The organism is Scytonema sp. PCC 10023, assembly GCF_963920835.1.
Classification (GTDB): Bacteria; Cyanobacteriota; Cyanobacteriia; order Cyanobacteriales; family Nostocaceae; genus Kalymmatonema.
The window spans coordinates 1-21,457 of sequence record NZ_CAWUDP010000039.1 but is presented as its reverse complement, the minus strand read 5'-3'; the positions used below and the strand labels follow the sequence as shown (position 1 = coordinate 21,457).

The following is a 21,457-nucleotide window of genomic DNA, read 5'->3' as shown; positions in this document are numbered from 1 at the left end:
ATTACGAATTTCCTTGAATGTTCCCTGGCTGAACCAGGGAACAAGAAATGACTGGAAATTACATACCGTTATCAGAAACATTGTCAGCAGAGGTACTTGCAACATCAACTGCTGGTAGCTGTCTTCCTTCAGCCAGTTCTGCTCTGGCTTCAGCTACAATGTCCTCCCAACTTTCGCCAAGTTCTGCAACGGCTCCCTTGCTTTTTTCATACAGAGCAAGTCCGCCTTTAATCAGTGACTTGGTTATTGGTTTACCAACGCCAGCCACGACCGGAATCACTACAGGTGCTAAAAGTACTGCTCCAATACCGGCTATAATACCAGGTGCGCCAGCGTCTTCAACAAAGTCAGTAATTTTAAATCCCATGACTATTTTCCTCCTGATGAATTGAAAAATTTTAGAAAGTCTACAATCGTACTATCGTTAGGACAGCTATCTCATCCTACTGATGGTAGAGTTTTTTGCTTGCGGCTTTTAAGAATTGGGCGCAAACCATTGACTCCTGCAACGACTGTCGAACCATTGTTAACGACTGTTGCTGCTAAGGGGTTAAGACCAAACAAAACTGCTATCAACAATGCCCCTATGTTAGGAACGGCGATCAGACCAGTGTTTTGCCGAATCAACTGCCTAGCTTTGCGGGCAATTTCAATTGCCTCCAACAAACCATGCAAGTCATTCTGCATCAGCACTACGTCCGCAGTTTCGCGGGCAATTTCAGAACCGTTGGCGAAGGAAACGGAAACATCAGCATAAGCTAAAGCTGGCGAATCATTGATGCCATCGCCAACAAATGCAACTGTCTTGCCTTGTTCGTGCAGTTCGCGGACAACCGTTGCTTTCTGTTCAGGAAAAGCTTCTGCGTGGGTATGCGTCGGATGAATTCCTAATTGAGCAGCAACAGCGCTAGCAGTCCGCTTGTTGTCTCCAGTCAGCATGTGGACTTCCACACCTTCGACTGTCAACAGCGATGTGATTACTTCTCGACTTTCGGGACGAAGTATGTCACTATACTCTATTCTACCTTGAAGTTGACCATTACTCGCGACATAAATCAGTGATTTTGCCTGTTTTTGGTGACCATTAAGATTCATCTCCACGCCTTCAGTACGCAGAAAGCGCTCGCTCCCCACATAAACAGTCTCGCCGTCAATTTGTGCTTTCACGCCCAGACCAAGTTGATAATCCCACTTGCTACGGGGCAGAACTTCGATTCCCTGGGTTTGGGCATAGCGCACAATTGCCTCTGCCACTGGGTGAGTTAAACGCTGTTCCGCAGCAGCAGCCAGTTCCAGGACTCGCGTCGTTGACGTTGCCGGATTCAGACTTTCGACACCAACAACATCCACTTCACCTTTCGTGAGTGTGCCTGTCTTATCAAACACAATGGTGTCAACTTCTGCGAGTTTTTCTAAGGCGCGTCCGCTACGAATCAGAACACCGCGCCGTGCTGCATAAGTTAGTGCTGCCAAAACCGTAGTTGGAACTGATACACGAATTCCAGTGGCAAAGTCCAGGGTCAGGACACTGGCAGCGCGTGCTGGGTTACGGGTTGCGGCAAATACTGCCCCACCCAGTAGCAATGTTGGCACGACAGCTTTTTGAGCAATGTTCAAGGCATAGTTTTCCATGCGGGTATCGTGGACAGGAGCTTCTTGCATTAACTTAATGCTCTGTCCAGCACAGGTGTCGTTACCTATCCGTTCCGCCGAAATATAAATTCGTCCCTCCCGCATCAGGGTTGAAGCATAAACGGTTTGTCCCTTTTTCTTCAAAACCGGCATCGACTCACCGGTGAGTTTCTGCTCATCCAGCAGCGCTTTACCGCGCAGGATTGTCCCATCCACCGGCACTTGTTCGCCAGGGTAAACAATCACCGTATCCCCTCGCTGGACATCTTGAATGGGAATTTGCACCTTTTCACCGTCACGCTCAACCCAGACGAACTGTCCGAGAGAACTGAGCAGATCCAGAGTTTGCTTAGCCGAAGAACGAGCCGTGCGATCGCGTATGTTTTCCCCAACTTCAATCAAACTCAGCATCAGTGCAGGGGTGAGAAATTGACCTTGGACTGTGGTAATGGCGATCGCCATAAAATCCAGAAAGTCAATATTCAGTTTGCGGTCAACCCAGATCCCCTCCCAAGCTCGTTTAACAACGGGTAATGTGGCAAGGGCTATACTTCCCGCTACCATCAGAGGTGGAATAGTAAATCCCAGCGGTCCACCCAACACAGCTAAAGCGGTAGCTATAGCCGAAAGTTGCATCCCAGGCCAAGATTTTTCTTCTTCATCGGACGCAGGTTGTGGCTTGGATTGTTTGAGAACGATGACTTCACTAGCCGCTTGGATCAAATAGCTCAGATGCGAACGTATCTTAGCATCTGAAACTTTGTTGGGTTGATAAGTGACTGTCAGTGACGCCGCCGCAGGCTTGATCCGAACACTTGTGACAAGGGAGTCAGCTTCCAACAACACTTGCAGGCGTTGTGCATAGTCCGCATCAGAACGCAGGCGAGGTACTCGCAACCTCATCCTTCCCGGGGTCGTATGCACAAGGCTGCATGGAACTTTGGGAGACTGAACCTGTGAGTGTCCATTCCTCTCAACTAAAGAACCCTTCCCATTTTTTGCTGCTACAGCGACTTCGGAAACATAACCTCGGGAGGGCGGTATTTGCACACTAACTTCTGCCATTTCTTCTTCTTCTCTCTCATACAAAAATTGTTCAAATTGAATTTTCAAAGCCTGCTGTGCAAGACACAGATAGGGTGCATTAAGGGGAGCCAGCGCTGCAGGAGGGTTTCCCTCCGTAGGCGACTGGCGGGTGGGGGACGAATCAGTAAACAGTGAACAGTTACCAGTGAACAGTGAAGAGAAATTGGTCACTGATAACTGGTCACTGATAACTGAAAATACTGATAACTGGTAACTGATAACTGATAACTGTTAAAGCTACCCTATTTCCTGACACCCATACATCCTACTTTCAAGCGACGGCTTGCCTATCTTCTGGCTAATTTATGGCAACAACAGTATCCCCAGCAGCAGATTGAATCAGATTCGATAGATATGATATGGCTTGTTCCAAAAGGCTCAAAGAACGCTTTTGGGAATTGAGCATTGCTCCAGGCTTGTAGGTAATCACTATCGAGGCTGCCGCGTTATTAACGCGATAGCGCACGCTCGCCCCGAAGGGGTGCTCGCCAGTGACGACAGGATCTGCTTTGAGCAACGCCTCCAACCGTTGGACGTATTTTGAGTCTTTAGCTATTCGAGGCACGCGAAAACGTACTCGCCCTGGAATTGCATGAGCAATGCTATACGTCACTGTTGCTGGTTGCTTTACTGTTTCATGAGTCTTGCCAACATCATGATTGAACTGGTCTTGTGGGGTGGAGAGAAGTCCGAGCGGAGGTTTCCTCCGATCGGAACTTCGGGGCATCTTGCCCGCCCCTTTTAATTCCAATCCTAGGGATACTCCCGCCCTCTCTGATTTGGATTGCAGGGATACTCCCATCCCAACTGATCGGGGATCAGACGAGACGCCCGCACTCACAGTTTCATAACCATTCTCTTTTTCTTGTACAACGCTCTTACGAGTGGCTCTTTGAGATACAGAGGATGAAATCACTGGCTTTTCGGTTGCTGGCATTGTCTCTTCTGGGTTGCTGGCAGATTGAATCAGATTAGCCAAATACAGACGAATCTCAGAATCTGACATAATACCAGATTTGTAAGTAATGACAATAGACCCTGCCATGTAATTGATTTGCTGAGTGATTATCCAAGGCTCACAAGCGAGCAAATTCTGCAAGCGCTGCACATATTCTCGGTCTTCGGATATCCGAGGAATGCAAAATCCTACTCTGGTTGGAAGTGCATGGGTAATGCTGTAATAAACCGCAGAGTGTGGCTTTGCTATTGGAGAATGAGTCTCTTGCTCTACTATTTCTGTTTCCTGAGACTTCTTACTTGAGTGCAGTGTTAATTGCGATGTTGAACCAGCCATTTTTGTCCTCCAATGTTCCTGAGTCGGGAACTGAGTCTAACGGAAAGTTCGCCAGAAACGATAGAGCCGTAGAAAGAGCCGGAGTCTTGAAATCAGACCATATACTGGCTGTTTCGATTGGCTGCTGTTCTGCTGTTGTTGATCCTGCTGGTTCTACAAGCTGATTTGGTGGAAGCGGTTGCTCTGTTGTTGTGTTTACAGGTGTTGTCTTTACAGGTGTTGTTTCAGGGATTGTTTTGTCAGCCAACTCCATCAAACCAACCCAGTAGGACACTGGTATCTCACCTGCTTTGTGGGCGATCGCAATTGATGCTGCATCGCAATTCATACGCACGCTTGTCACTTTAGAATCGGTTTTCAGTAACCTCTCAAGTCGCCGCGCATAAGCGCGATCGCGGGCAACTCGCGGCACATTAAACCTGATACGTCCTGGAATGGCATGAACAACGCTATAAGCAATTTTTCCAGGCTGTGCTTTTACGTCGTTAACCTTGTCAACAACATTTGTTGACTTTTCAGTTTTGATGGGAAATGTTTGCTGCACTTTTGATGATGAAGGTTGGTCAGTTTTATTGAGTTTTTTTTCCGAAGCTTTTTGAGAATTTTTCTTGATTTGTGATGCTGCAACTTGAGGCTTAAGAGAGTCAATCACCCGACGAGTTGCATTTGCCGTAATCATGTAAACCGGAATCGATGGCAAACCACTGATTCCCAGTCCTCCGGTGACTGCTAATCCCGTAAACATCGGAATAAACGAAATGCCCTGCTCTTTCCAAAATTCAGCAGATTTCCATGCAGCAAACGGGTCTTGTTTGCTTTCTGCTTGAGGCGAAGCTGGCAATTGGTGTATGTCAAATTGCTGGAGTCTCTCCAACATCTGGGGCAAGGACAGTTTCTTTTCATCAAAGTTAACGACTAAACTGCCCGTTTGATCATTAACGGAGACTTCCCTGACCCCATCTTGCTTTCTTAAATTTTGAGAGATGGTTTCAAGTATCGAGTTATGACTACCGTCAGTAGCACGGATTCGGACGCGCCCTGCTGTTGCATGAACAATATGCAATCCACCTACAGGTGGTTGCATTGTTGATTGTGCAACAGATTGTGCAACAGATTTGCTGGTAGTTTCACTTGATTCATCGCTTTGTTGATGATCTTGTTGGTGATCTGAGATTAAATCGACAAGCTTTTGCTCCCGAGGACTTAATCTCTCGCGACTACTGAGAGTTTTGGTCATTTACCCGATAACTGCGTCAAGCCAGATGGTTAACAATAGGTTAAATGTAACTTAAAATTCCAAAGATATGATCACTCTTTAGAATTATTAATACTTAAGTGTTGTTAATCACTCTTTTCTGATATTCCTGCTCTGTGATTACGTCCAAAGTACTTTCTAGCTTATCTAAAAAGACGATACCGTCGAGATGGTCATACTCGTGTTGAAATATACGAGCTACAAAATCAGTCAATTCTTGCTTTTGTAGTTTACCATTTCGGTCTGTATATTCTACTTCAATTGCTTGGGATCTTGGAACTAATCCTCTAATCCCAGGAATAGACAAACAACCTTCCCAACTTTTAACTATCTCCGTTGAAGAAGCAATGATTTTGGGATTAATCATTGCAGTTGGTTCCATCGACGGAGCGTTGGGATACCTGGGATTAGGGCGAGAGGCAACGATAAATAGACGACAGGATTCGGCAACTTGAGGTGCAGCAATCCCAACACCGTTAGCCTGAGCAACTGTCGCCATTAAGTCGTCAATCAGTTTTTGAATGCGCTGATCATTGATATTTTCTACCAGTGTAGCTTTTTGATGCAGTATTGGATCGCCTAATTGAATTATTGGTAACAATTCACCCATAAAAATAAAAACTCCTAATTATAGGAAAAGCTTATGAAGGACTTATGAAATATAAAAGATGAATCAGGAATATTTTTAATTCATAATTCATACTTCATAATTTACAGTACATTACAAGTAAATGAAGTACAACGTTGTTGTTTAAAAGCCGAGACACTGAGCAAATTTTACTTCTGACTTCTGAACGGCAGTTGCTTTATGCCGGGGAACCCTTTCACCAGTTGCCTGCGGAGGGAAACCCTCCTGCAGCACTGGTTCACCACCGCACTGCCTCCTCCTGACTTCTGACTTCTGCTGTATAATTTAGCTTTCACGTCTAACAGGTAAAGGTGCAGGTTTAACTGCTATTTGTGTTGTTTGCCCATTGCGTAATACTTGTAATTTTACAGGAAAACCAATTTTACTATTTTCGACTATTTTTTGTACTTCTTCTATTGTAGAGACTGACTGGTTTTCAATGCTTTGAATCACATCACCTTCTTTGAGTCCAGCGGAGGCTGCTGGAGAACGCGGCACAACATCAACTAATAAAACTCCCTTATCTGTTGCCAAATTAATCCCTAATCTAGACTTAACTTTTTCCTTAACTTCTGGATTCAAAGTTACCATTTGAACACCTAAATAAGGATGTTCAACTCTACCTTTTGCTATTAATTCCTGAGCAATCTTCTGTGCCGTACTAATAGGAATAGCAAATCCCAAGCCTTGAGCGCCGCGAATGATTGCAGTATTCATAGCGATGACATCTCCACGAGCATTCAGCAGTGGTCCCCCAGAGTTACCAGGATTAATAGCAGCATCAGTTTGAATGAAATCAACACGCTTGTCAGTAACACCGATGTCACTGCTAGAACGACCTATAGCGCTGATAATACCAGATGTCACAGTATAATCCAAACCAAGAGGATTACCAATCGCAATCACCGCTTCTCCTGGTTGCAAAACTTCAGAGTTACCCAAAGAAACAGTTGGCAAGTTATTTGCTTCTATTTTAATCACAGCAACATCCGTCAGCGGGTCTTCACCCATGACACGTCCGTCAAAAGAGCGACCATCTTTGAGTTTCACCTTGACAATTTCAGCACCGTTCACCACATGGGAATTCGTTAAAATTTGACCGCCGGAGTTAATAATGAACCCAGAACCGCTACCTTGTTCTACTCTTTCTCTAGGTTGCGAGCCAAAAAACCGCTGGAAAAATGGATCATCAAAATCTTCGGGTACCCGAGAAACTACTGTTCTAGCAGCATCAATGCGAACAACTGCAGGTCCGACTTTTTGTACAACTCCAACAACGAAGTTAGGATTACTGGACGATGAGACAACGGATACATTTGTGGAGGTGGTATCAATTGTCCTTTTGACGGGTGTTTGAAGCTGAGCATCTGATTTTCCCGCATCAAGGGTACCAGCAGGTATGGAACAACCCCCAATAGACATCACTGCTACACTACTTAGGAGTATGACCAGATGGGGCAAACGCCCTGCAACAATATCTTTAGGCTGAAAACCATGGTATTTTGTTTTCATGTGTCTTTGCTTCTCCGTATGAATCAGTGGGTGTTAGAATCTTGGCTACCAGGGGAAGTCCAAGAATGATGACAACTCAAAAGCTTATTCGGTGGTGCGCGAGGATAGTTTGCTCCGATTGGCGCTTGCCCATCTCTTCAATTATTGTGACGATCGCTGAGCATTGGTGGTAAATCATGGAAATAGCCATAGAAAATCTGTGGAGTCAGGTACTAGAGCGCTTACAATTAGAGCTATCCCGTCCCACCTTTGAAACTTGGATCAAAACTGCGAGTGCACAGCGATTGGAAAATAATTGCTTGGTGATTTGCACTCCTAACCCATTTGCTCGCAATTGGTTACAGAAATATTACATAAAAACGATCGCTCATGTCGTACAAGATATTCTTGGTTATCCGGTAGATATTTATATAACTGTTACCAATGATGAATCTTCTGTCAGTGAAGAAGTTTCTTCCGGATTCGCGGATCAAGCCAGTATTCCAGAAACGCTTCCTCAAAACCGACTAACTCCAGAATTAAACCCCAAGTATGTTTTCTCGCGATTCGTAGTTGGTGCGAACAATCGCATGGCTCACGCTGCTTCATTAGCAGTTGCTGAGTATCCTGGTAGAGAGTTTAACCCCTTATTCTTGTGTGGTGGCGTTGGTTTAGGGAAAACTCACCTCATGCAGGCGATCGGTCACTATCGATTGGAAATTTGTCCAGATTCAAGAATATTTTACGTCTCTACTGAGCAATTTACGAATGATTTAATTACCGCTATCCGTAACGACAGTATGCAAAGTTTCCGCGAGCATTACCGTGCTGCTGATGTTCTTTTAGTGGATGATATTCAGTTTATTGAGGGTAAGGAATATACCCAAGAAGAATTTTTCCATACTTTTAATACTTTACATGAAGCAGGCAAGCAAGTCGTCTTAGCTTCTGATCGCCCTCCCAACCAAATTCCTCAGTTGCAAGAACGTCTGTGTTCTCGATTTTCTATGGGGTTAATTGCTGATATTCAAGCGCCTGATTTAGAAACGAGAATGGCGATTTTACAAAAAAAAGCTGAGTATGAAAATATTCGTCTCCCCAGGGATGTCGTTGAGTATATTGCTTCTCACTACACTTCTAATATTCGAGAGTTGGAAGGAGCATTGATTCGAGCGCTAGCGTATATTTCTATTTGGGGTCTACCGATGACGGTGGAAAATCTTGCACCGATTTTAGAACCGCCAACGCAGAAGGGAGAAGCTACACCAGAAGGAATTTTAACAGTGATAGCTGAAGTTTTTGATGTACCAATAGAAGACCTTAAAGGGAATTCACGGCGACGAGAGATTAGTTGGGCGCGTCAAATCGCAATGTATCTCATGCGGAAACACACGGATCTGAGTTTGCCTAGAATAGGAGAAGAATTTGGTGGGAAAGACCATACAACGGTCATGTACAGCTGTGAAAAAATTACTCAACTGCAACAAACAGATCAAAACTTGGCACAAACGCTGCGCCAATTGAGCGATCGCATTAACATGGCTAGCCGTCCCAAAAAATCATATTAACCTTAAAAAGGGGTGTTTAGTTATCGGGAAATAGAGAAACAAAATATTGAGTTTTCCACAAGCAACAGATAATTTCTAATGTTAAGCTGACTCTAAAAAACCTTTAAGATAAGATTACATAAGTGAAAGTTTTTTTATTTTTTGTGGAAAACTCCCAATAAATCTGTGGAAAACTAGAGAGTTATAGTGGAAAACTTTATTTAAGTATAAATACCCTGTGGAAAATACCCTCGGCTTTTCCACAAGTTTTCCACAGGTGAGGACTTGCGAAAGAATCTTTCAAATAGACCTGCATCTAAGTTTTCCACAATTTCCACAGGTGCGACTAATGAACTACCCAACACCCATCTGAGTGGTGCTAACATATCCAACACAGAAGCCAAAGTTCACCATGAAATTAGTTTGCACCCAAAGCGACCTCAGTACTCATCTCTCACTCACAAGCCGTGCTGTACCTTCACGCCCAACGCATCCGGTACTTGCTAATGTTCTGTTACAAGCGGATGCTGAAAATAACCAAGTCAGCTTAACAGCCTTTGACCTCAGCTTGGGTATCCGCACCAGTTTTAGCGCTGAGGTGTTGCACTCTGGAACAATTGCGATTCCAGCTAAGCTGCTCAATGATATTACTGCTCGTCTTCCAGAGGGTGAAATCACTCTAGAAGACGAATCAGCTACAGGTGACACCTTAGGCGGAGAAGGCTCAATTGTTACACTGACACCCAAGAGTGGGCGTTATCAAGTACGAGCAATGGGAGCAGAAGAGTTTCCAGAACTCCCTGTGATCGAAAATGCTCAAGCGCTACACATTCCTGCTGGTGCATTAGTTGAGGGCTTGCGAGGTTCTCTGTTTGCAACTAGTGCAGATGAAACGAAACAGGTTCTCACTGGAGTGCATTTAACAGTTCAACAAGACACACTTGAGTTTGCAGCAACCGACGGACATCGCCTAGCAGTTGTGCAAACGACTAACGAAAGTCCAGATACAAACACTGAAACTCAGTTAGAAGTGACAGTACCAGCCAGAGCTTTAAGGGAACTTGCACGGATGCTCGCTCATAATAACTCACAAAATGAACCTGTAGCGTTGTATTTTGACCAAGGTCAAGTTGTTTTTGAGTGGCAAAATCAACGTTTGACAAGCCGCACTCTTGAAGGACAGTATCCGGCTTACCATCAACTTATCCCTCGACAATTTCAGCGGGAATTGACTTTAGATAGGAAACAATTTTTGAGCGCTTTGGAGCGGATTGCTGTGTTCGCAGATCAGAAGAATAATGTTGTTAAGGTCAGCGTGGATAGCGAAGCACAGGAAATTACTATATCCTGTGAAGCTCAAGATGTTGGTAATGGAAGAGAATTAATGCCAGCACAGATATTGGGAGAAGATATAGACATTGCCTTCAATATTAAGTATTTAATGGAAGGCTTAAAAGAGTTACCCTCTACTGAAATTCAAATGCAGCTAAATGGAAACTTGACTCCAGTGATTTTCACGCCACTAGGTGGTTTGAAGATGACTTATTTAGCTATGCCCGTACAACTTAGGAATTAGAAGCAATACCATTCAGTTAAGGGTTATTTGTGACAATTTAATGGATCTAAGTAAGTAGGCGAGAAAAAATCAAACTATGTAAAGAAAAGTAAAGCTTAAATACTAGTTCTTAGTAAGCGCTTTAGCGCTAAAGCGCTTACTACATACCAAGTTATGAGGCGTAAAGCGGTTCATCTCAAATAAGAATATAAATTATGAATTAAAAAGTTTTTATCATTCATAATTCATAATTCCAACCTTGACACTCTAACTCATCTTCACACCGCAGCAAAACGAATTTTGAGATAGTCTTCTTCCATTTTTGCTCCTGCAGGTTGCAGCGCTGCCAAAGCTTGTGGCAATACTAAATTCCGGCGGTGATTACCAATTGTGATGCTTAACTCATCTCCAGTTTTACTTAATTGAATCTGATTTTTAGGAATGCCAGGTAAGTACAATTCCAAGCTGTATTGATTTTTCTCTTGTACTACTCTAATTGTGTTTTCTTTGTAATAAACTTGAGATGGATCTTCATCCTTATAGAGCGTGTCCTTAAGACGTTCTAAGGCATCCAAACCACACATTTCCTCAGAGAAAAGCGGAACTTCCTTAACAGGCAATGGATGAAAATTGTCATGAATTTCCCGGCGATACTGCTGTTGATTCTCTTTCCAACGCTGGAAAAAGGGGTCTTGCACTGCTTCGGGAATAATGCGATTTGCGACGACTAAATCCGTGGCAACGTTATATAAACTTAGATATGCATGGGCGCGAAGAGACTCTTTAATCACCATCTTTTCGGGGTTGGTAACGAGGCGCACCGAGGTTTGAGTGTTATCTGTTAATACTTTTTCCAAAGCTTCAATTTGTTGATAAAACTCGTAAGGTGCGTCCATCACCTCTTTGTCTGGTAAAGAGAACCCAGCAATTGGTTTAAAAAAAGGTTCAACTAAAGGTCGTAGTGCAACAGAAATATTTTGAAAAGGTTTGTAAAAACGGCGCATATACCAGCCACTAACTTCTGGTAAACTCAAGAGGCGCAGTGCTGTGCCGGTAGGAGCTGAGTCAATAATCAAAACGTCATACTCCCCTTCATCGTAATGGCGTTTCATTCTTACCAAGCCAAAAATCTCATCCATACCTGGTAAAATAGCCAATTCTTCCGCCTGCACTCCATCTAAACCGCGTGCTTGTAAAACTTGGGTGATGTAGCGCTTTACAGAACCCCAGTTTCCCTCTAGTTCTAGTAGTGCATCCAGTTCCGCACCCCACAAATTGGGGCGAATTTGTTTCGGTGCGTGTCCCAGTTCTAGGTCAAAACTGTCTGCTAAAGAGTGAGCTGGATCTGTACTCAAAACAAGTGTACGATAACCCAGTTCTGCACAACGGAGTCCAGTGGCGGCGGCTACGGAGGTTTTTCCCACACCGCCTTTGCCTGTCATTAAAATTACGCGCATTGATCGTTTTGTCCTAGCTGAGAATTATTTACACTTATTTACATTATGAACTTTTTAAGGGAAATAAATGCTGTTTCAGCACTTCCAAGCGCGAACAGTGCCAATAATCTATGTGGGAAACAATCAAACCTTGAGCGTTGAGGCGCAATTCACTCCAGCCAGATATAGAAATACGTGGTTTCCAAGGAAGGGGGGTATTCCAGCTGAGTGTCCACTCAGTTTTGATTGTGTCTCCTACACGATTAATGTCATGCAAGTCCATTTTGGTATTTAAAAACACAGTCTTAATGAATTTAATCATCTGCTTGTATCGCTCAACACCACGAAATTTGTTCAGCGGATCTTGAAAATAAACGTCTTGAGCGTAGATGCTATATGTCTGATTCTCTGGAAATCTTTGATAGTCCTGTTGAAGAATTTGAATGATGTCCATAGGTAACGTGCAACTTAGTTTAATAACTCCCTAATTTTGAGATTACCTTTAAACTAGGATAGAAATTTTCTTTCCAAAAGGTATTTGTTCGTAGTGCGGGCTTTCAGTCCGCGCAATCTAAAAGCCTAGACTACAAGCAACGTCCACAATTGAAGTAGGATTGCTGTAGTCATCTAATAAAAGTTGCACATTACCTATCAATAATAATTAGTTAGCGATCGCTTGAGACAATTGCATCTTTAACTTTCCGCTTTTGCAAAAAATTGGACATGAATGGTCGCTCAAAGACTATGTAAAATGAATATGCGACTAGCAAAGACGCTAGGGGACTGACTACATATAATATGACATTTCTCTCAAGAGGAGAAAGATGTAAACTGTGTAGATACTGATTCACTGGAGTCATCACTACAACGTGAATTAGATAGAGACTGTAGGAGAATGTGCCTAGTGCAACTGCCCAGGGAGATTGAAACACTCGCAAAACTAAAGGTGTTGGTTTGCTATCAATCACACAATTAGTACAGTAGATTAGCAAACAGGCAGTAGCCAAGCCAACAAAACTGTCAGTAATCCACATTATTGCTATCCCATATTTTGGCGAGTCAGCAACCAATGCTAGCCCAAAAAATATTGTGGCAAGCCAACCCCACGGTAACAAATTTTTCATTCGCATCTTTGACTGCTTTTGAGAAAATCCTATGTCTGCGGCAGCCATTCCTAAGGCAAACAAACCTACATACCAAGGATGCGCTAAGTCTATCGATCCGTGTAGTAAATAGTGGGGTGTTAGTCCCAATAAGAAGGCGATAACGACAACTGAAAACAAACCCAAACGCCGCCATATAGGCAGTAATACCAGAGGAAAAATGAAGTATATCTGCCATTCTGTTGCTACGCTCCATAATGGGCCGTTGATATGAAACAGTTTATCTCCAGGTGTCAAATTGTGAATGAGTAACAGGTGATAAAAGACATCACCAAATGTGAAATTCCGAGAAAAATGACCCCACAAATTATCATTCCAGGGGAAAATTTGGAATTTCACCAAAATTGTTATTACTAAAGCAACAATAATCGATGTAAAAAGAGCGGCATAATAAGGCGGCAGAATTCTTCGCGATCGCTTCTTAATGTAAGAGAGCAAACTTCCTGAAATCTGACCTGTTTGAGAGCGAACCACCGGCAGCATCAAACAGTATCCAGAAAGAACAATAAAGACTGAGACACTGAAGAGTCCATATCGGAAAATTTTGGTAGCAACGAGCCATAAACTAGATACATTATTTTCCTGTAATTCCCATAGGTGGGAAAATACCACGTATAATGCTGCAAGTCCACGTAAGCCATCTAAATAGTGAAGATGTACTCGCTTGTTGGTAGACTGTTCTGTAGATTGAGTCATGGGTGAACTTCCTGTGATGCTTTCTGTTAATTCGTACAAATTTACTCAAGAAGCGCAGACATTAAATTACTCAATCAAATCGCCATATAGCAATATTGTTTTATCTGAGTTAACGCTATGGGTGGTCGCAGGGGCAACATTCAGATTTTTTTCTCTCAGAGTTTTGTATCATATTTTTTTGTCATTTTGGGAATTGATTATAGACTCAGACATTATGCTATAACCCATTAATATTTTCTATTTCAAGAAAATATTCTTTTTGGTAAACTGTAATGTAAAGATACCATAAAATGGTTATAAAAAAATAGTCAAGAGATGACTGACTTCAATTTTTTGGAAAAAAAGCTGATAGTCACAAATTTTCTAAAAGACAGTTTTGAGGGCATTTTTGTCATTAACAACTTGGGTTAGTCTTTAGGGTTCTACTTCTGGCCAAAGTCGCTCCAACTGATACCGCCATGCAGCGAGAACTTCTTCACGCGCCTGAGAAGTTTGGTTAACCTCGCCCATCAATCCTTCTGCATAAAAGCGGTCTAGATTTTGCATAGTAGCTTGAAGGGATTGACCTTGCTGTTTTGCTGCCTGTATAATTTGCCGAATGCGTCTTTCAATCAGCCGATTAAAGACATTATCTAAGCCAGTGCGATGGAGAAGAATAAGTCGGGCGATCGCATCCCGAAAATCTTCTGTGACTAAACTATTGCAGTTATGCTGAAACACCCCCCACACAACCCCTTGCTGCAAGGCGTACCGTACTTCCTGAGTATCGTCAAAGTTTGCTTCTAAGAACTGTTCTATAAAGGGTTGAGCCTCAGATGCTGGCATAATGGGTAACAAAACGCGCAACCAACTTTCATCGTCCGAAAGCATCACCAGCAGCCGAAAATTTGCAGTTTCTATTTGCCAAGAACCAGGGGTAATAGCATTGATAGACGCTGCATCAAATAATTCTTTGAGCGTGTCCGCGATTTCAGAGGGTGTCATAGTCTTTTTTTAAGCTTCCGCCTCTAGCGTACCGTTTTGAGGTGGTCATGTGATCTGCTTTACCGACAAGTCTGTCTTTTGGCGTAGCTGTTTTTTAAGTACTTACTATAATTGAAAATTATTAATTCACCGCTATGCTATTTGTTTATTAATTATTTCGAGATTTCCTATAAATTAAAAATACCGAACCAATTGATCCTGGGTTTTCTAGATAAAACTTATTATCATAGTACAATCCAGGAGACATACCACCATCAAATAACATTCCCTCTTGAATCTTGCCCAAACAATTATTGCGAGCAATTCCTTCAAGGACATTATCAAACATATCTGGCAAAAGCTCTTGATTCAACTCAGATAATTCAATATCGGAATTAGCTTTAGCATCGTTAACTAGCAGAATGATATAGCCTTTATCAGTGATAGCTACCATAGAGCGATTGGTTGCTTGTTTACAGGCAAGTTCTCCTAAATCTTGACAGATATCTTTAAACTTGCCGTTGCGATAAAATCTACCATTACCACCTACTAAGTTATAGTTAAGAATATTATCCTTTCTTCTTCCTGCCTGGATGCTAGCCTGACGTTGCTTTGGTTGACCTGCTGATATACCAAAGGAAGAACGCTTATTCTTAAAAGCTCCTGAATATTCTATTCCCCGAGAAATATTCAAGCCTTGAGGTTTATGATCTATATCTATGTAATCAGCATTAATTGCTGCAATAGGTGTTTGTCCGTTTAATTTTGCGTTTTCATCAGTGATCAGTTCATGAAATAATTTTGGTACATATTCTTGACGTAGTTTACCTTGATTGTCTTTTGCATAAAGTCGATGAGATACACCAACATTGACTTTGAAGTCTAATTCTTCTGATTTGGGGTTGAAGATAATGACATGATTAATGCCTCTTCCATCTTTTTTACCTTGGTTGTTAGTTTTAAAAAAATCTAGACTGAACTTTGTATTGTTTCCCAAACATTGTTGTGTAACTTGTGTTTTAGCTAAAGTTTGAGAAGTCTGTTTACAGGCAAAACAAACAAGTATGGGAACTAATGTAGATAAGAAACAGATAAATTTATTTTTAGACATATTTAGATAATTCTCAGATTTTCACTATCAGTAAGTATAAACAGTTAATGAGAGAATGATAATTAACTCATATCAACCTTTATTTCCACAACAAATCTAACTTGAGCTACGACAACACCTGTAAATATCTCGCCGAACAATATCCGGCTGATTTTATCAAATGGTTACTTTCAACTGAGACGTCCGACATTGAGATACTCAAAACAGAACTCAGTTTAGAACCTATTCGTGCTGACTCTGTCACTTTTCTACAAATTATTAATACTATTCTGCACTTGGAATTTCAAACCCTACCGACATCTAATCCTGCTATGGATTTTCGGATGTTGGATTACTATATGCGATTAAAGCGGGAATATGGTTGTCAGATTGAGCAGGTTGTCATTTTTTTACAGCAAACAACCTCAGAAATCGTCTTTAGGCAAGAGTACGTGGATACAAATACCAGACATCGCTCTCGAGTCATCCGTATATGGGAGTTAACTGCTAGTAACTGATTTATTGGACATTACATAACATCACTTAACATCTTGACTCTTCCTGACCTTGCCTTCTAGTGATCGAATGAACTCACGAATGACATCGGACTGAGTTCTTTCTACTGCTGCACAATATTGATCTAAAATTTGTCTTTCTTGTTGAGAAATTCTCACGTTCAAGTTGTATTTACCCATATATGTAACTAATATTGCGTTACAATGAGTATAACCTAAAAGAAAAAACTAATGTTTGCAATTAAGCGACGCTTAAAACTGAATAAACAACAGCATTGCTTAATGGCACAATATGCAGGCTTTTCTCGGTTAGTTTATAACTATGGACTCGACCTGTTTTGGCAATCAGTAGATGCTGGCTTAAAAGCATCGGACAGCAAGCGAATACAAGCTATCAAGAAGTGTTTGACAAATGTCACCAAAAAGCGTGCTGAATTTGCTTGGATGAATCAAATGTCATCCAAAGTTTATCAGTCAGCATTGCAAGATTTGCAGACAGCATTTAGTAGATGGCGCAAAGGAATTGCCAAAAATCCAGTACGTAAAACCCGTAAGAACAAACAGTCATTTACTGTTTATGACGGCAATGGAGTAGTACTGGTTAAGTCAGGCAAGTCTATCAAGATTCCTACCCTTGGTACATTTCGGCTGCAAGAACCGTTAAAAGAAAGTTACGTCAGTCAGACTTTCACAATATCTCGTGAAGCAGACGCATGGTACGTCTGTTTTGCGGTTGATGCAGAACGTATCCCACCTATCATGCACGCAGTTGCTGAACCCGTAGGAATTGATTTAGGGGTAAAGACATTTGCCACAATCAGTGATGAAACCGAGATTGAAGCTCCGAAGCCCTATAAGATAGCGAAAACCAAGCTAGGGCAATTTCAGTACCATAACCGCAATAAGCAATGCGGTAATAAGCGTACTGGCGAAAAGGCTTCAAACAGCGCCAAGAAGTATTACAAAAAGTTGGCACGGTTCCATAAGCGGATTGCGGACAAACGACAAGATTTTCTAAACAAGACAACAACAAGCATTTGCAAAAAGTATGCCCACATCAAGATTGAGGATCTTAACGTGTCGGGCATGGTTGCTAACCGCAAGCTATCGTCAGCAATTAGTGATTTAGGATTCTACGAGTTTCGTAGGCAGTTGGAGTACAAAACACCCGTATTTGGTTCCAAACTAGACATTGTTGATCGGTGGTATCCATCTTCAAAGCAGTGCCGAAAGTGTAAACATAAACACGACGGATTGAAACTGAAAGACCGTGTGTTTAATTGCCCTAGTTGCGGACATACAGAAGACAGAGACTTGCACGCGGCTATTAATCTTGCAAATGCACCAGATGATAAATGCAGTAGGGTCGGTTCGTCCCGAACTTAACGCCTGTGGACAAGTAGCAGCCGACTGCCTTGGTTGAAGCAGGAATTGTTGACCGATGTCAAATGATGTCTAGTAAATAAGGAACAGCAAGACCCTACACCATTATTGGCTAATCCCGCCCTCCTACCACTAGCAACTTTAGCTCGTAGCGACTCACCAAATTCATTATTAGAACAGGTCGCTGCTCAGGTCGATATGATTGAGGAAAACGATGAGCGACAGAATATCTCGGCTTGTACCCAAATCCTGGCAGGTTTGCGGTTTGACAAAAATTTGATTCAACGATTGTTTCGAGAGGAAATTATGCAGGAATCTGTAATTTATCAGGATATCCTTCAAAAGGGCGAGCAAAAAGGCAAGAAGCAAGAGGCGTTAGCATACACTATGCGTCTACTCAATCGCCGCATTGGTTCTGTTAACCCTCAGTTGCAAGAGCAGATTCGCAGCTTATCAGTTCCTCAGTTGGAGGATTTGGGAGAAGCGCTTTTAGATTTCTCCAGCGAAACTGATTTAATCAACTGGCTGGCGACCCAACTTTCATAAACAAAATTATCCCAAATGCAAAACCTCCGCTACGGTTATGCTGTAACGGAGGATAAATTTTTATTCTGATTGTAATTAATCAAAAACCCAAAATTAAGAGAGCCATTCTAAAACAGCTTCTTCTTTGGTATTTGTATTGCGAGATGGTGTCTCACGGTTAAACTTCATGTGAATTGACCGTGTTTGTTCACCATCAGCAGCAACAGCCAAAATCGGATAGTCAATCAAACCATCCTGGAAGGACATCTGGAAGCGGAAGGTACCATCTGGATTCAGCTTAATTGGACGACCGCCAATTGTTACGGTAGCGTCCGGTTCGGTTGCACCGTAAACAATCAACTCAGCATCAGCAATTAACCAGAACTTACGCGGACGCATCGGTACGTCGCCAGAGAAACCAGCACCGGACATACCCACACCGGACGCGGTTAAACCGGACACGGTTGGAACTGCCCACATACCAACGCCAGAGGGGAAGACGTAGGAGCTGATGGCTTGTTCTGGAGTGACAGAACTAGGAACCTGTTGCATCGAACCAAACAGAGAACCAGCAACCCTTTGTGCTTCGGCAGACTCAGCCAACCCAAAGATTTGGTCATAAATGGCGTTGCCGGTGGCGTTGCCGTTGCCGTTGCCGTTGCTTGTAGCAGCCGATGCCACTTTCTTGGTGGGCGGAACCAGTTCATAGAAGGTTTTGCCCTGCAAATCTTCTTCAAAGTTGACTGTGATGAAGACGTCTTCAATCCAGTCGGAAGGATACACAGGAGGAACGTGGACGGGTGCAGAACGAGCTAGTACTAACCAACGACCATCAGCGCAACGGTAACCGATGTCGATGACATAATCGCGATCGCTCACTGGAACTGGTAGATACCATTCGCGTGCGAGTTCATCACTAGGATATTCCTGAATGCTGTGGGGGCTTTGGTATTCCAAGTTGATGTCGGTGACATCATAAATACGCAGTGCCAGCTGTTGTCCCCCTTGTCGCCGCAGTTCTTCTTTGTGTTCGTTGGACACATCCCAGTAGGTATAAGCCCACTGTGGATCACGGGGCAATAGAACAATACGGCTTTCTCCATACCCTGCTGGCAGATCCGCGAGTCCTTCATCAACATCAGCCAGAGTTCCACCCGTACGGTCTACTTGACCCAACTCAAATTTTGCTGCTTCCACGGTTTCCTGTGCCTCCAGTGAACGAGATTGGCTGAGAGAAACTTTGCTGCGCTGAGCTTCTTGAATAGATGCCAGCAGTTGCGATTTACGCATTCGGCTATAACGAGAGATGCTATATTCGCTAGCAACTTTACGTAGTTGCCGCAATGTCATCTCTTCTAGCGGTGGGCGTTCTTTTGCCATGAATTTGGCCTCCAGTAGTTTGAAAGGTTGGTGATGTCCCCTGGTTAACAAGTGGCTGATATATAGCCATTAACGCCAGATAAACTTCTTATTCCTGACTCCTGGTTTTGCCCAGTTGTTTATGTTTTTTTTAGTGTGTTTTTAAATTGCGGGTCACTTCCTTTCAATTCCCACCTCATGCCAAAATCAGCACTTTTTATAGGGGAGCGAAGGAGCTTTCTGTTAATAAATATTAACCACTAACCCTCCACTGGGATCAAGGGGTCGCAAGACGCATTTTTCAGCTTTTCACGATTTTATCAGCCGTTTGGGGATCATTAAGTTATGATTTTATGACATTCTAGCTTGTTAAAACCCAACACAGCATCTGGTAAATAGCGCAATTGTCAAGATACCTTGACAATTGCATTGTGTGGGGATCTTGGGGCGCAATACCTTGCGCCCGTGTAGGTGGAGGGGGATGTGACAGACATCCCTAATAACTGATTAGCCGAAAATCAAAATCCACAAAGGAAGTACAAGGAGTAACAACAGTGTGGAAATGATGATACTGCTGGCAATCAAATCGCGATCGAGGTTGTACTCTTCTGCCAAAATCAGACCAGCAAAAGCCGTGGGTACACCAGACATTAAGACCATTGCTAAACGTGGTGAACCTGATAATCCAAAAAATAAAGTTGTTGCTAGACCAACAAGTAGGGGTGTAATAAAAACCCTCAGGAAAGCGGGGACGAAGGCAAGTTTCAAACTCTTCCACCCTTGAAGCTGTGCTAAGCGAATACCAGTTAGTAAAAAGGCGCAGGCGATAACGATGTTTACAGAACCTTGGAGTCCTGACTCAATTATGGATGGTAGTTGTACAGAGCGAGTGAGATAGCCGAAGAGAAATGCCCATAGAGGAGGTACACTCAGAACATCACGCACTTGTATCCACCAGCGATTTTCGGATTGCGAATGATTGAAGTAGCTGGCAATCACAACTCCAAAGCCATAGGTGCCGATGACATTGTGGGTAATACTGTAAAGGACAGCCCAGTTGAGAGCTAAATTAAATAGCTAAAAACATTATTAAACTTACTTATATCTCTTCAATATGAGTAAGCTTTTTGACTTTGTGTTGTAAAATTAATTCAATGCCGAAAACCAAGGCTAAAAAAAATGGTTTGTAAACCATAGTCGCGGTCATTACTAGCAAGCCTGTAAAAAGGTCAAAGGTCAAGTCCACGATTTGTTAAATTTGCTGAAAATAGCGGTTTAAAGTGGCTAAAAGCTTCAAAGCTCATAAAGTTTTGATAAATAGGATGGGCTACATCCTTTCTTTACGCCCGGGGACTGTTGGAGCCGACTCCCTTGAATGAAGCGGGAAGCAGACCCTCTAAAGGAAACTTTAGTTGAATGATAAACTTTAAACAAGTTTAGTCATGTTCTGTGTAGCAGAATAATCCTAAACGAAGCTTAGATAGGAGTAATACCAAATCCGCTTTTCTAACCCTTTTTTAGCCCAAGCGATGTCCGTAATCGCGGACTTTACGGGTACACAAACAAAGCCCGCTACGCGGACTAAATTATAAAGGGGGTTTTAGATTCGGATTTGGTATAACCTAACTTTCTTTAGGATAAAAAGTCTTGACATTTTGCCATCCATAGCAATCCTAAATAATTTGTGAACAACAAGATTCCCGACTTCTTAAAGAAGTCGGGAATCTAAGTATGTGCGATTTTCACAAATCAAATAGAATTGCTATAAACTTTTTTATCTCATTTATCCCTCTTCTGTCACTCTCCGGAGCTAGTAAGTAGTAAATAAGTGAAATTATC

Annotated in this window: 17 protein-coding genes and 2 pseudogenes; 5 read left to right on the top strand and 14 right to left on the bottom strand. The window is 42.6% G+C overall.

Annotated features, from left to right (window positions below; translation table 11 throughout):
- Positions 1 to 58 precede the first annotated feature (58 nt).
- From ACM0OZ_RS22945 to ACM0OZ_RS22920, 6 genes are all read right to left on the bottom strand, one after another.
- Positions 59 to 367 carry a DUF5132 domain-containing protein gene (locus ACM0OZ_RS22945; protein ID WP_414585122.1) on the bottom strand — a complete coding sequence of 103 codons (309 nt, stop codon included), beginning with the start codon at positions 365 to 367 and terminating at the stop codon, positions 59 to 61.
- A gap of 71 nt (positions 368 to 438) precedes the next feature.
- Positions 439 to 2,697 (bottom strand): heavy metal translocating P-type ATPase, encoded by a 2,259-nt coding sequence (locus ACM0OZ_RS22940; RefSeq protein WP_414585190.1) that lies wholly within the window; start codon positions 2,695 to 2,697, stop codon positions 439 to 441.
- A gap of 319 nt (positions 2,698 to 3,016) precedes the next feature.
- Complete coding sequence (locus ACM0OZ_RS22935; protein WP_414585121.1) at positions 3,017 to 4,012, bottom strand: hypothetical protein; 996 nt, start codon at positions 4,010 to 4,012, stop codon at positions 3,017 to 3,019.
- Positions 3,972 to 5,249, bottom strand: coding sequence for an HMA2 domain-containing protein (locus tag ACM0OZ_RS22930; protein ID WP_414585120.1), 1,278 nt, complete (start codon positions 5,247 to 5,249; stop codon positions 3,972 to 3,974). Before ACM0OZ_RS22930 ends, ACM0OZ_RS22935 begins: the two co-directional genes overlap by 41 nt.
- A 94-nt stretch (positions 5,250 to 5,343) precedes the next feature.
- Positions 5,344 to 5,877 carry a peptide deformylase gene (gene def / locus ACM0OZ_RS22925; protein ID WP_414585119.1) on the bottom strand — a complete coding sequence of 178 codons (534 nt, stop codon included), beginning with the start codon at positions 5,875 to 5,877 and terminating at the stop codon, positions 5,344 to 5,346.
- 303 nt (positions 5,878 to 6,180) lie between these two features.
- Positions 6,181 to 7,407, bottom strand: a complete 1,227-nt coding sequence (locus ACM0OZ_RS22920; RefSeq protein WP_414585118.1) for an HhoA/HhoB/HtrA family serine endopeptidase — start codon at positions 7,405 to 7,407, stop codon at positions 6,181 to 6,183.
- Positions 7,408 to 7,583: 176 nt separating this feature from the next.
- Between ACM0OZ_RS22920 and dnaA the strand changes: the two genes are divergently transcribed.
- Positions 7,584 to 8,954 (top strand): chromosomal replication initiator protein DnaA, encoded by a 1,371-nt coding sequence (gene dnaA / locus ACM0OZ_RS22915; protein WP_414585117.1) that lies wholly within the window; start codon positions 7,584 to 7,586, stop codon positions 8,952 to 8,954.
- Positions 8,955 to 9,154: 200 nt separating this feature from the next.
- Here the strand turns inward: dnaA and ACM0OZ_RS22910 are convergent, their stop codons facing one another.
- Positions 9,155 to 9,337, bottom strand: a complete 183-nt coding sequence (locus tag ACM0OZ_RS22910) for a hypothetical protein (protein ID WP_414585116.1) — start codon at positions 9,335 to 9,337, stop codon at positions 9,155 to 9,157.
- An 8-nt stretch (positions 9,338 to 9,345) separates the two neighbouring features.
- On the opposite strand from ACM0OZ_RS22910, the gene dnaN reads away from it, so the two are divergent.
- Positions 9,346 to 10,509 (top strand): DNA polymerase III subunit beta, encoded by a 1,164-nt coding sequence (dnaN, locus tag ACM0OZ_RS22905; RefSeq protein ID WP_414585115.1) that lies wholly within the window; start codon positions 9,346 to 9,348, stop codon positions 10,507 to 10,509.
- Positions 10,510 to 10,766: 257 nt separating this feature from the next.
- Here the strand turns inward: dnaN and ACM0OZ_RS22900 are convergent, their stop codons facing one another.
- From ACM0OZ_RS22900 to ACM0OZ_RS22880, 5 genes are all read right to left on the bottom strand, one after another.
- Positions 10,767 to 11,945, bottom strand: coding sequence for a TRC40/GET3/ArsA family transport-energizing ATPase (locus ACM0OZ_RS22900; RefSeq protein WP_414585114.1), 1,179 nt, complete (start codon positions 11,943 to 11,945; stop codon positions 10,767 to 10,769).
- Positions 11,946 to 11,988: 43 nt separating this feature from the next.
- Positions 11,989 to 12,378 carry a DUF2358 domain-containing protein gene (locus tag ACM0OZ_RS22895; protein WP_414585113.1) on the bottom strand — a complete coding sequence of 130 codons (390 nt, stop codon included), beginning with the start codon at positions 12,376 to 12,378 and terminating at the stop codon, positions 11,989 to 11,991.
- Between the two features lie 211 nt (positions 12,379 to 12,589).
- Complete coding sequence (locus ACM0OZ_RS22890) at positions 12,590 to 13,783, bottom strand: acyltransferase family protein (RefSeq protein ID WP_414585112.1); 1,194 nt, start codon at positions 13,781 to 13,783, stop codon at positions 12,590 to 12,592.
- Between the two features lie 414 nt (positions 13,784 to 14,197).
- A complete protein-coding gene (locus tag ACM0OZ_RS22885) occupies positions 14,198 to 14,767 on the bottom strand; it encodes a hypothetical protein (protein WP_414585111.1) in 570 nt (189 codons plus the stop codon).
- Positions 14,768 to 14,915: 148 nt separating this feature from the next.
- Entirely contained in the window at positions 14,916 to 15,857 is a 942-nt protein-coding gene (locus ACM0OZ_RS22880; protein ID WP_414585110.1) for a phosphodiester glycosidase family protein, read from the bottom strand.
- Between the two features lie 101 nt (positions 15,858 to 15,958).
- On the opposite strand from ACM0OZ_RS22880, the pseudogene ACM0OZ_RS22875 reads away from it, so the two are divergent.
- The 3 genes and pseudogenes from ACM0OZ_RS22875 to ACM0OZ_RS22865 form a co-directional block, all read left to right on the top strand.
- Positions 15,959 to 16,336: pseudogene (locus ACM0OZ_RS22875) on the top strand (hypothetical protein); the annotation flags it as partial.
- A gap of 246 nt (positions 16,337 to 16,582) precedes the next feature.
- Positions 16,583 to 17,737 carry an RNA-guided endonuclease InsQ/TnpB family protein gene (locus ACM0OZ_RS22870; protein ID WP_414585109.1) on the top strand — a complete coding sequence of 385 codons (1,155 nt, stop codon included), beginning with the start codon at positions 16,583 to 16,585 and terminating at the stop codon, positions 17,735 to 17,737.
- 105 nt (positions 17,738 to 17,842) lie between these two features.
- Entirely contained in the window at positions 17,843 to 18,280 is a 438-nt protein-coding gene (locus tag ACM0OZ_RS22865) for an Rpn family recombination-promoting nuclease/putative transposase (RefSeq protein ID WP_414585108.1), read from the top strand.
- Between the two features lie 93 nt (positions 18,281 to 18,373).
- Here ACM0OZ_RS22865 and ACM0OZ_RS22860 read toward each other — a convergent pair whose 3' ends face one another.
- Both ACM0OZ_RS22860 and ACM0OZ_RS22855 read right to left on the bottom strand, forming a co-directional pair.
- Complete coding sequence (locus tag ACM0OZ_RS22860; RefSeq protein WP_414585107.1) at positions 18,374 to 19,639, bottom strand: DUF4912 domain-containing protein; 1,266 nt, start codon at positions 19,637 to 19,639, stop codon at positions 18,374 to 18,376.
- Between the two features lie 486 nt (positions 19,640 to 20,125).
- Positions 20,126 to 20,683 (bottom strand): annotated as a pseudogene (locus ACM0OZ_RS22855) (AEC family transporter); the annotation flags it as partial.
- Between the last annotated feature and the right edge of the window lie 774 nt (positions 20,684 to 21,457).

Excerpts from the sequence above, each read along its gene's own strand:
- ACM0OZ_RS22940 (WP_414585190.1), bottom strand. The coding sequence starts at position 2,697 with ATGGCAGAAGTTAGTGTGCAAATACCGCCCTCCCGAGGTTATGTTTCC.
- ACM0OZ_RS22930 (WP_414585120.1), bottom strand. The coding sequence starts at position 5,249 with ATGACCAAAACTCTCAGTAGTCGCGAGAGATTAAGTCCTCGGGAGCAA.
- def (WP_414585119.1), bottom strand. The coding sequence starts at position 5,877 with ATGGGTGAATTGTTACCAATAATTCAATTAGGCGATCCAATACTGCAT.
- ACM0OZ_RS22885 (WP_414585111.1), bottom strand. The coding sequence starts at position 14,767 with ATGACACCCTCTGAAATCGCGGACACGCTCAAAGAATTATTTGATGCA.
- ACM0OZ_RS22895 (WP_414585113.1), bottom strand. The coding sequence starts at position 12,378 with ATGGACATCATTCAAATTCTTCAACAGGACTATCAAAGATTTCCAGAG.
- dnaA (WP_414585117.1), top strand. The coding sequence starts at position 7,584 with ATGGAAATAGCCATAGAAAATCTGTGGAGTCAGGTACTAGAGCGCTTA.
- ACM0OZ_RS22890 (WP_414585112.1), bottom strand. The coding sequence starts at position 13,783 with ATGACTCAATCTACAGAACAGTCTACCAACAAGCGAGTACATCTTCAC.
- dnaN (WP_414585115.1), top strand. The coding sequence starts at position 9,346 with ATGAAATTAGTTTGCACCCAAAGCGACCTCAGTACTCATCTCTCACTC.
- ACM0OZ_RS22880 (WP_414585110.1), bottom strand. The coding sequence starts at position 15,857 with ATGTCTAAAAATAAATTTATCTGTTTCTTATCTACATTAGTTCCCATA.
- ACM0OZ_RS22900 (WP_414585114.1), bottom strand. The coding sequence starts at position 11,945 with ATGCGCGTAATTTTAATGACAGGCAAAGGCGGTGTGGGAAAAACCTCC.
- ACM0OZ_RS22920 (WP_414585118.1), bottom strand. The coding sequence starts at position 7,407 with ATGAAAACAAAATACCATGGTTTTCAGCCTAAAGATATTGTTGCAGGG.
- ACM0OZ_RS22870 (WP_414585109.1), top strand. The coding sequence starts at position 16,583 with ATGTTTGCAATTAAGCGACGCTTAAAACTGAATAAACAACAGCATTGC.
- ACM0OZ_RS22935 (WP_414585121.1), bottom strand. The coding sequence starts at position 4,012 with ATGGCTGGTTCAACATCGCAATTAACACTGCACTCAAGTAAGAAGTCT.
- ACM0OZ_RS22945 (WP_414585122.1), bottom strand. The coding sequence starts at position 367 with ATGGGATTTAAAATTACTGACTTTGTTGAAGACGCTGGCGCACCTGGT.
- ACM0OZ_RS22860 (WP_414585107.1), bottom strand. The coding sequence starts at position 19,639 with ATGGCAAAAGAACGCCCACCGCTAGAAGAGATGACATTGCGGCAACTA.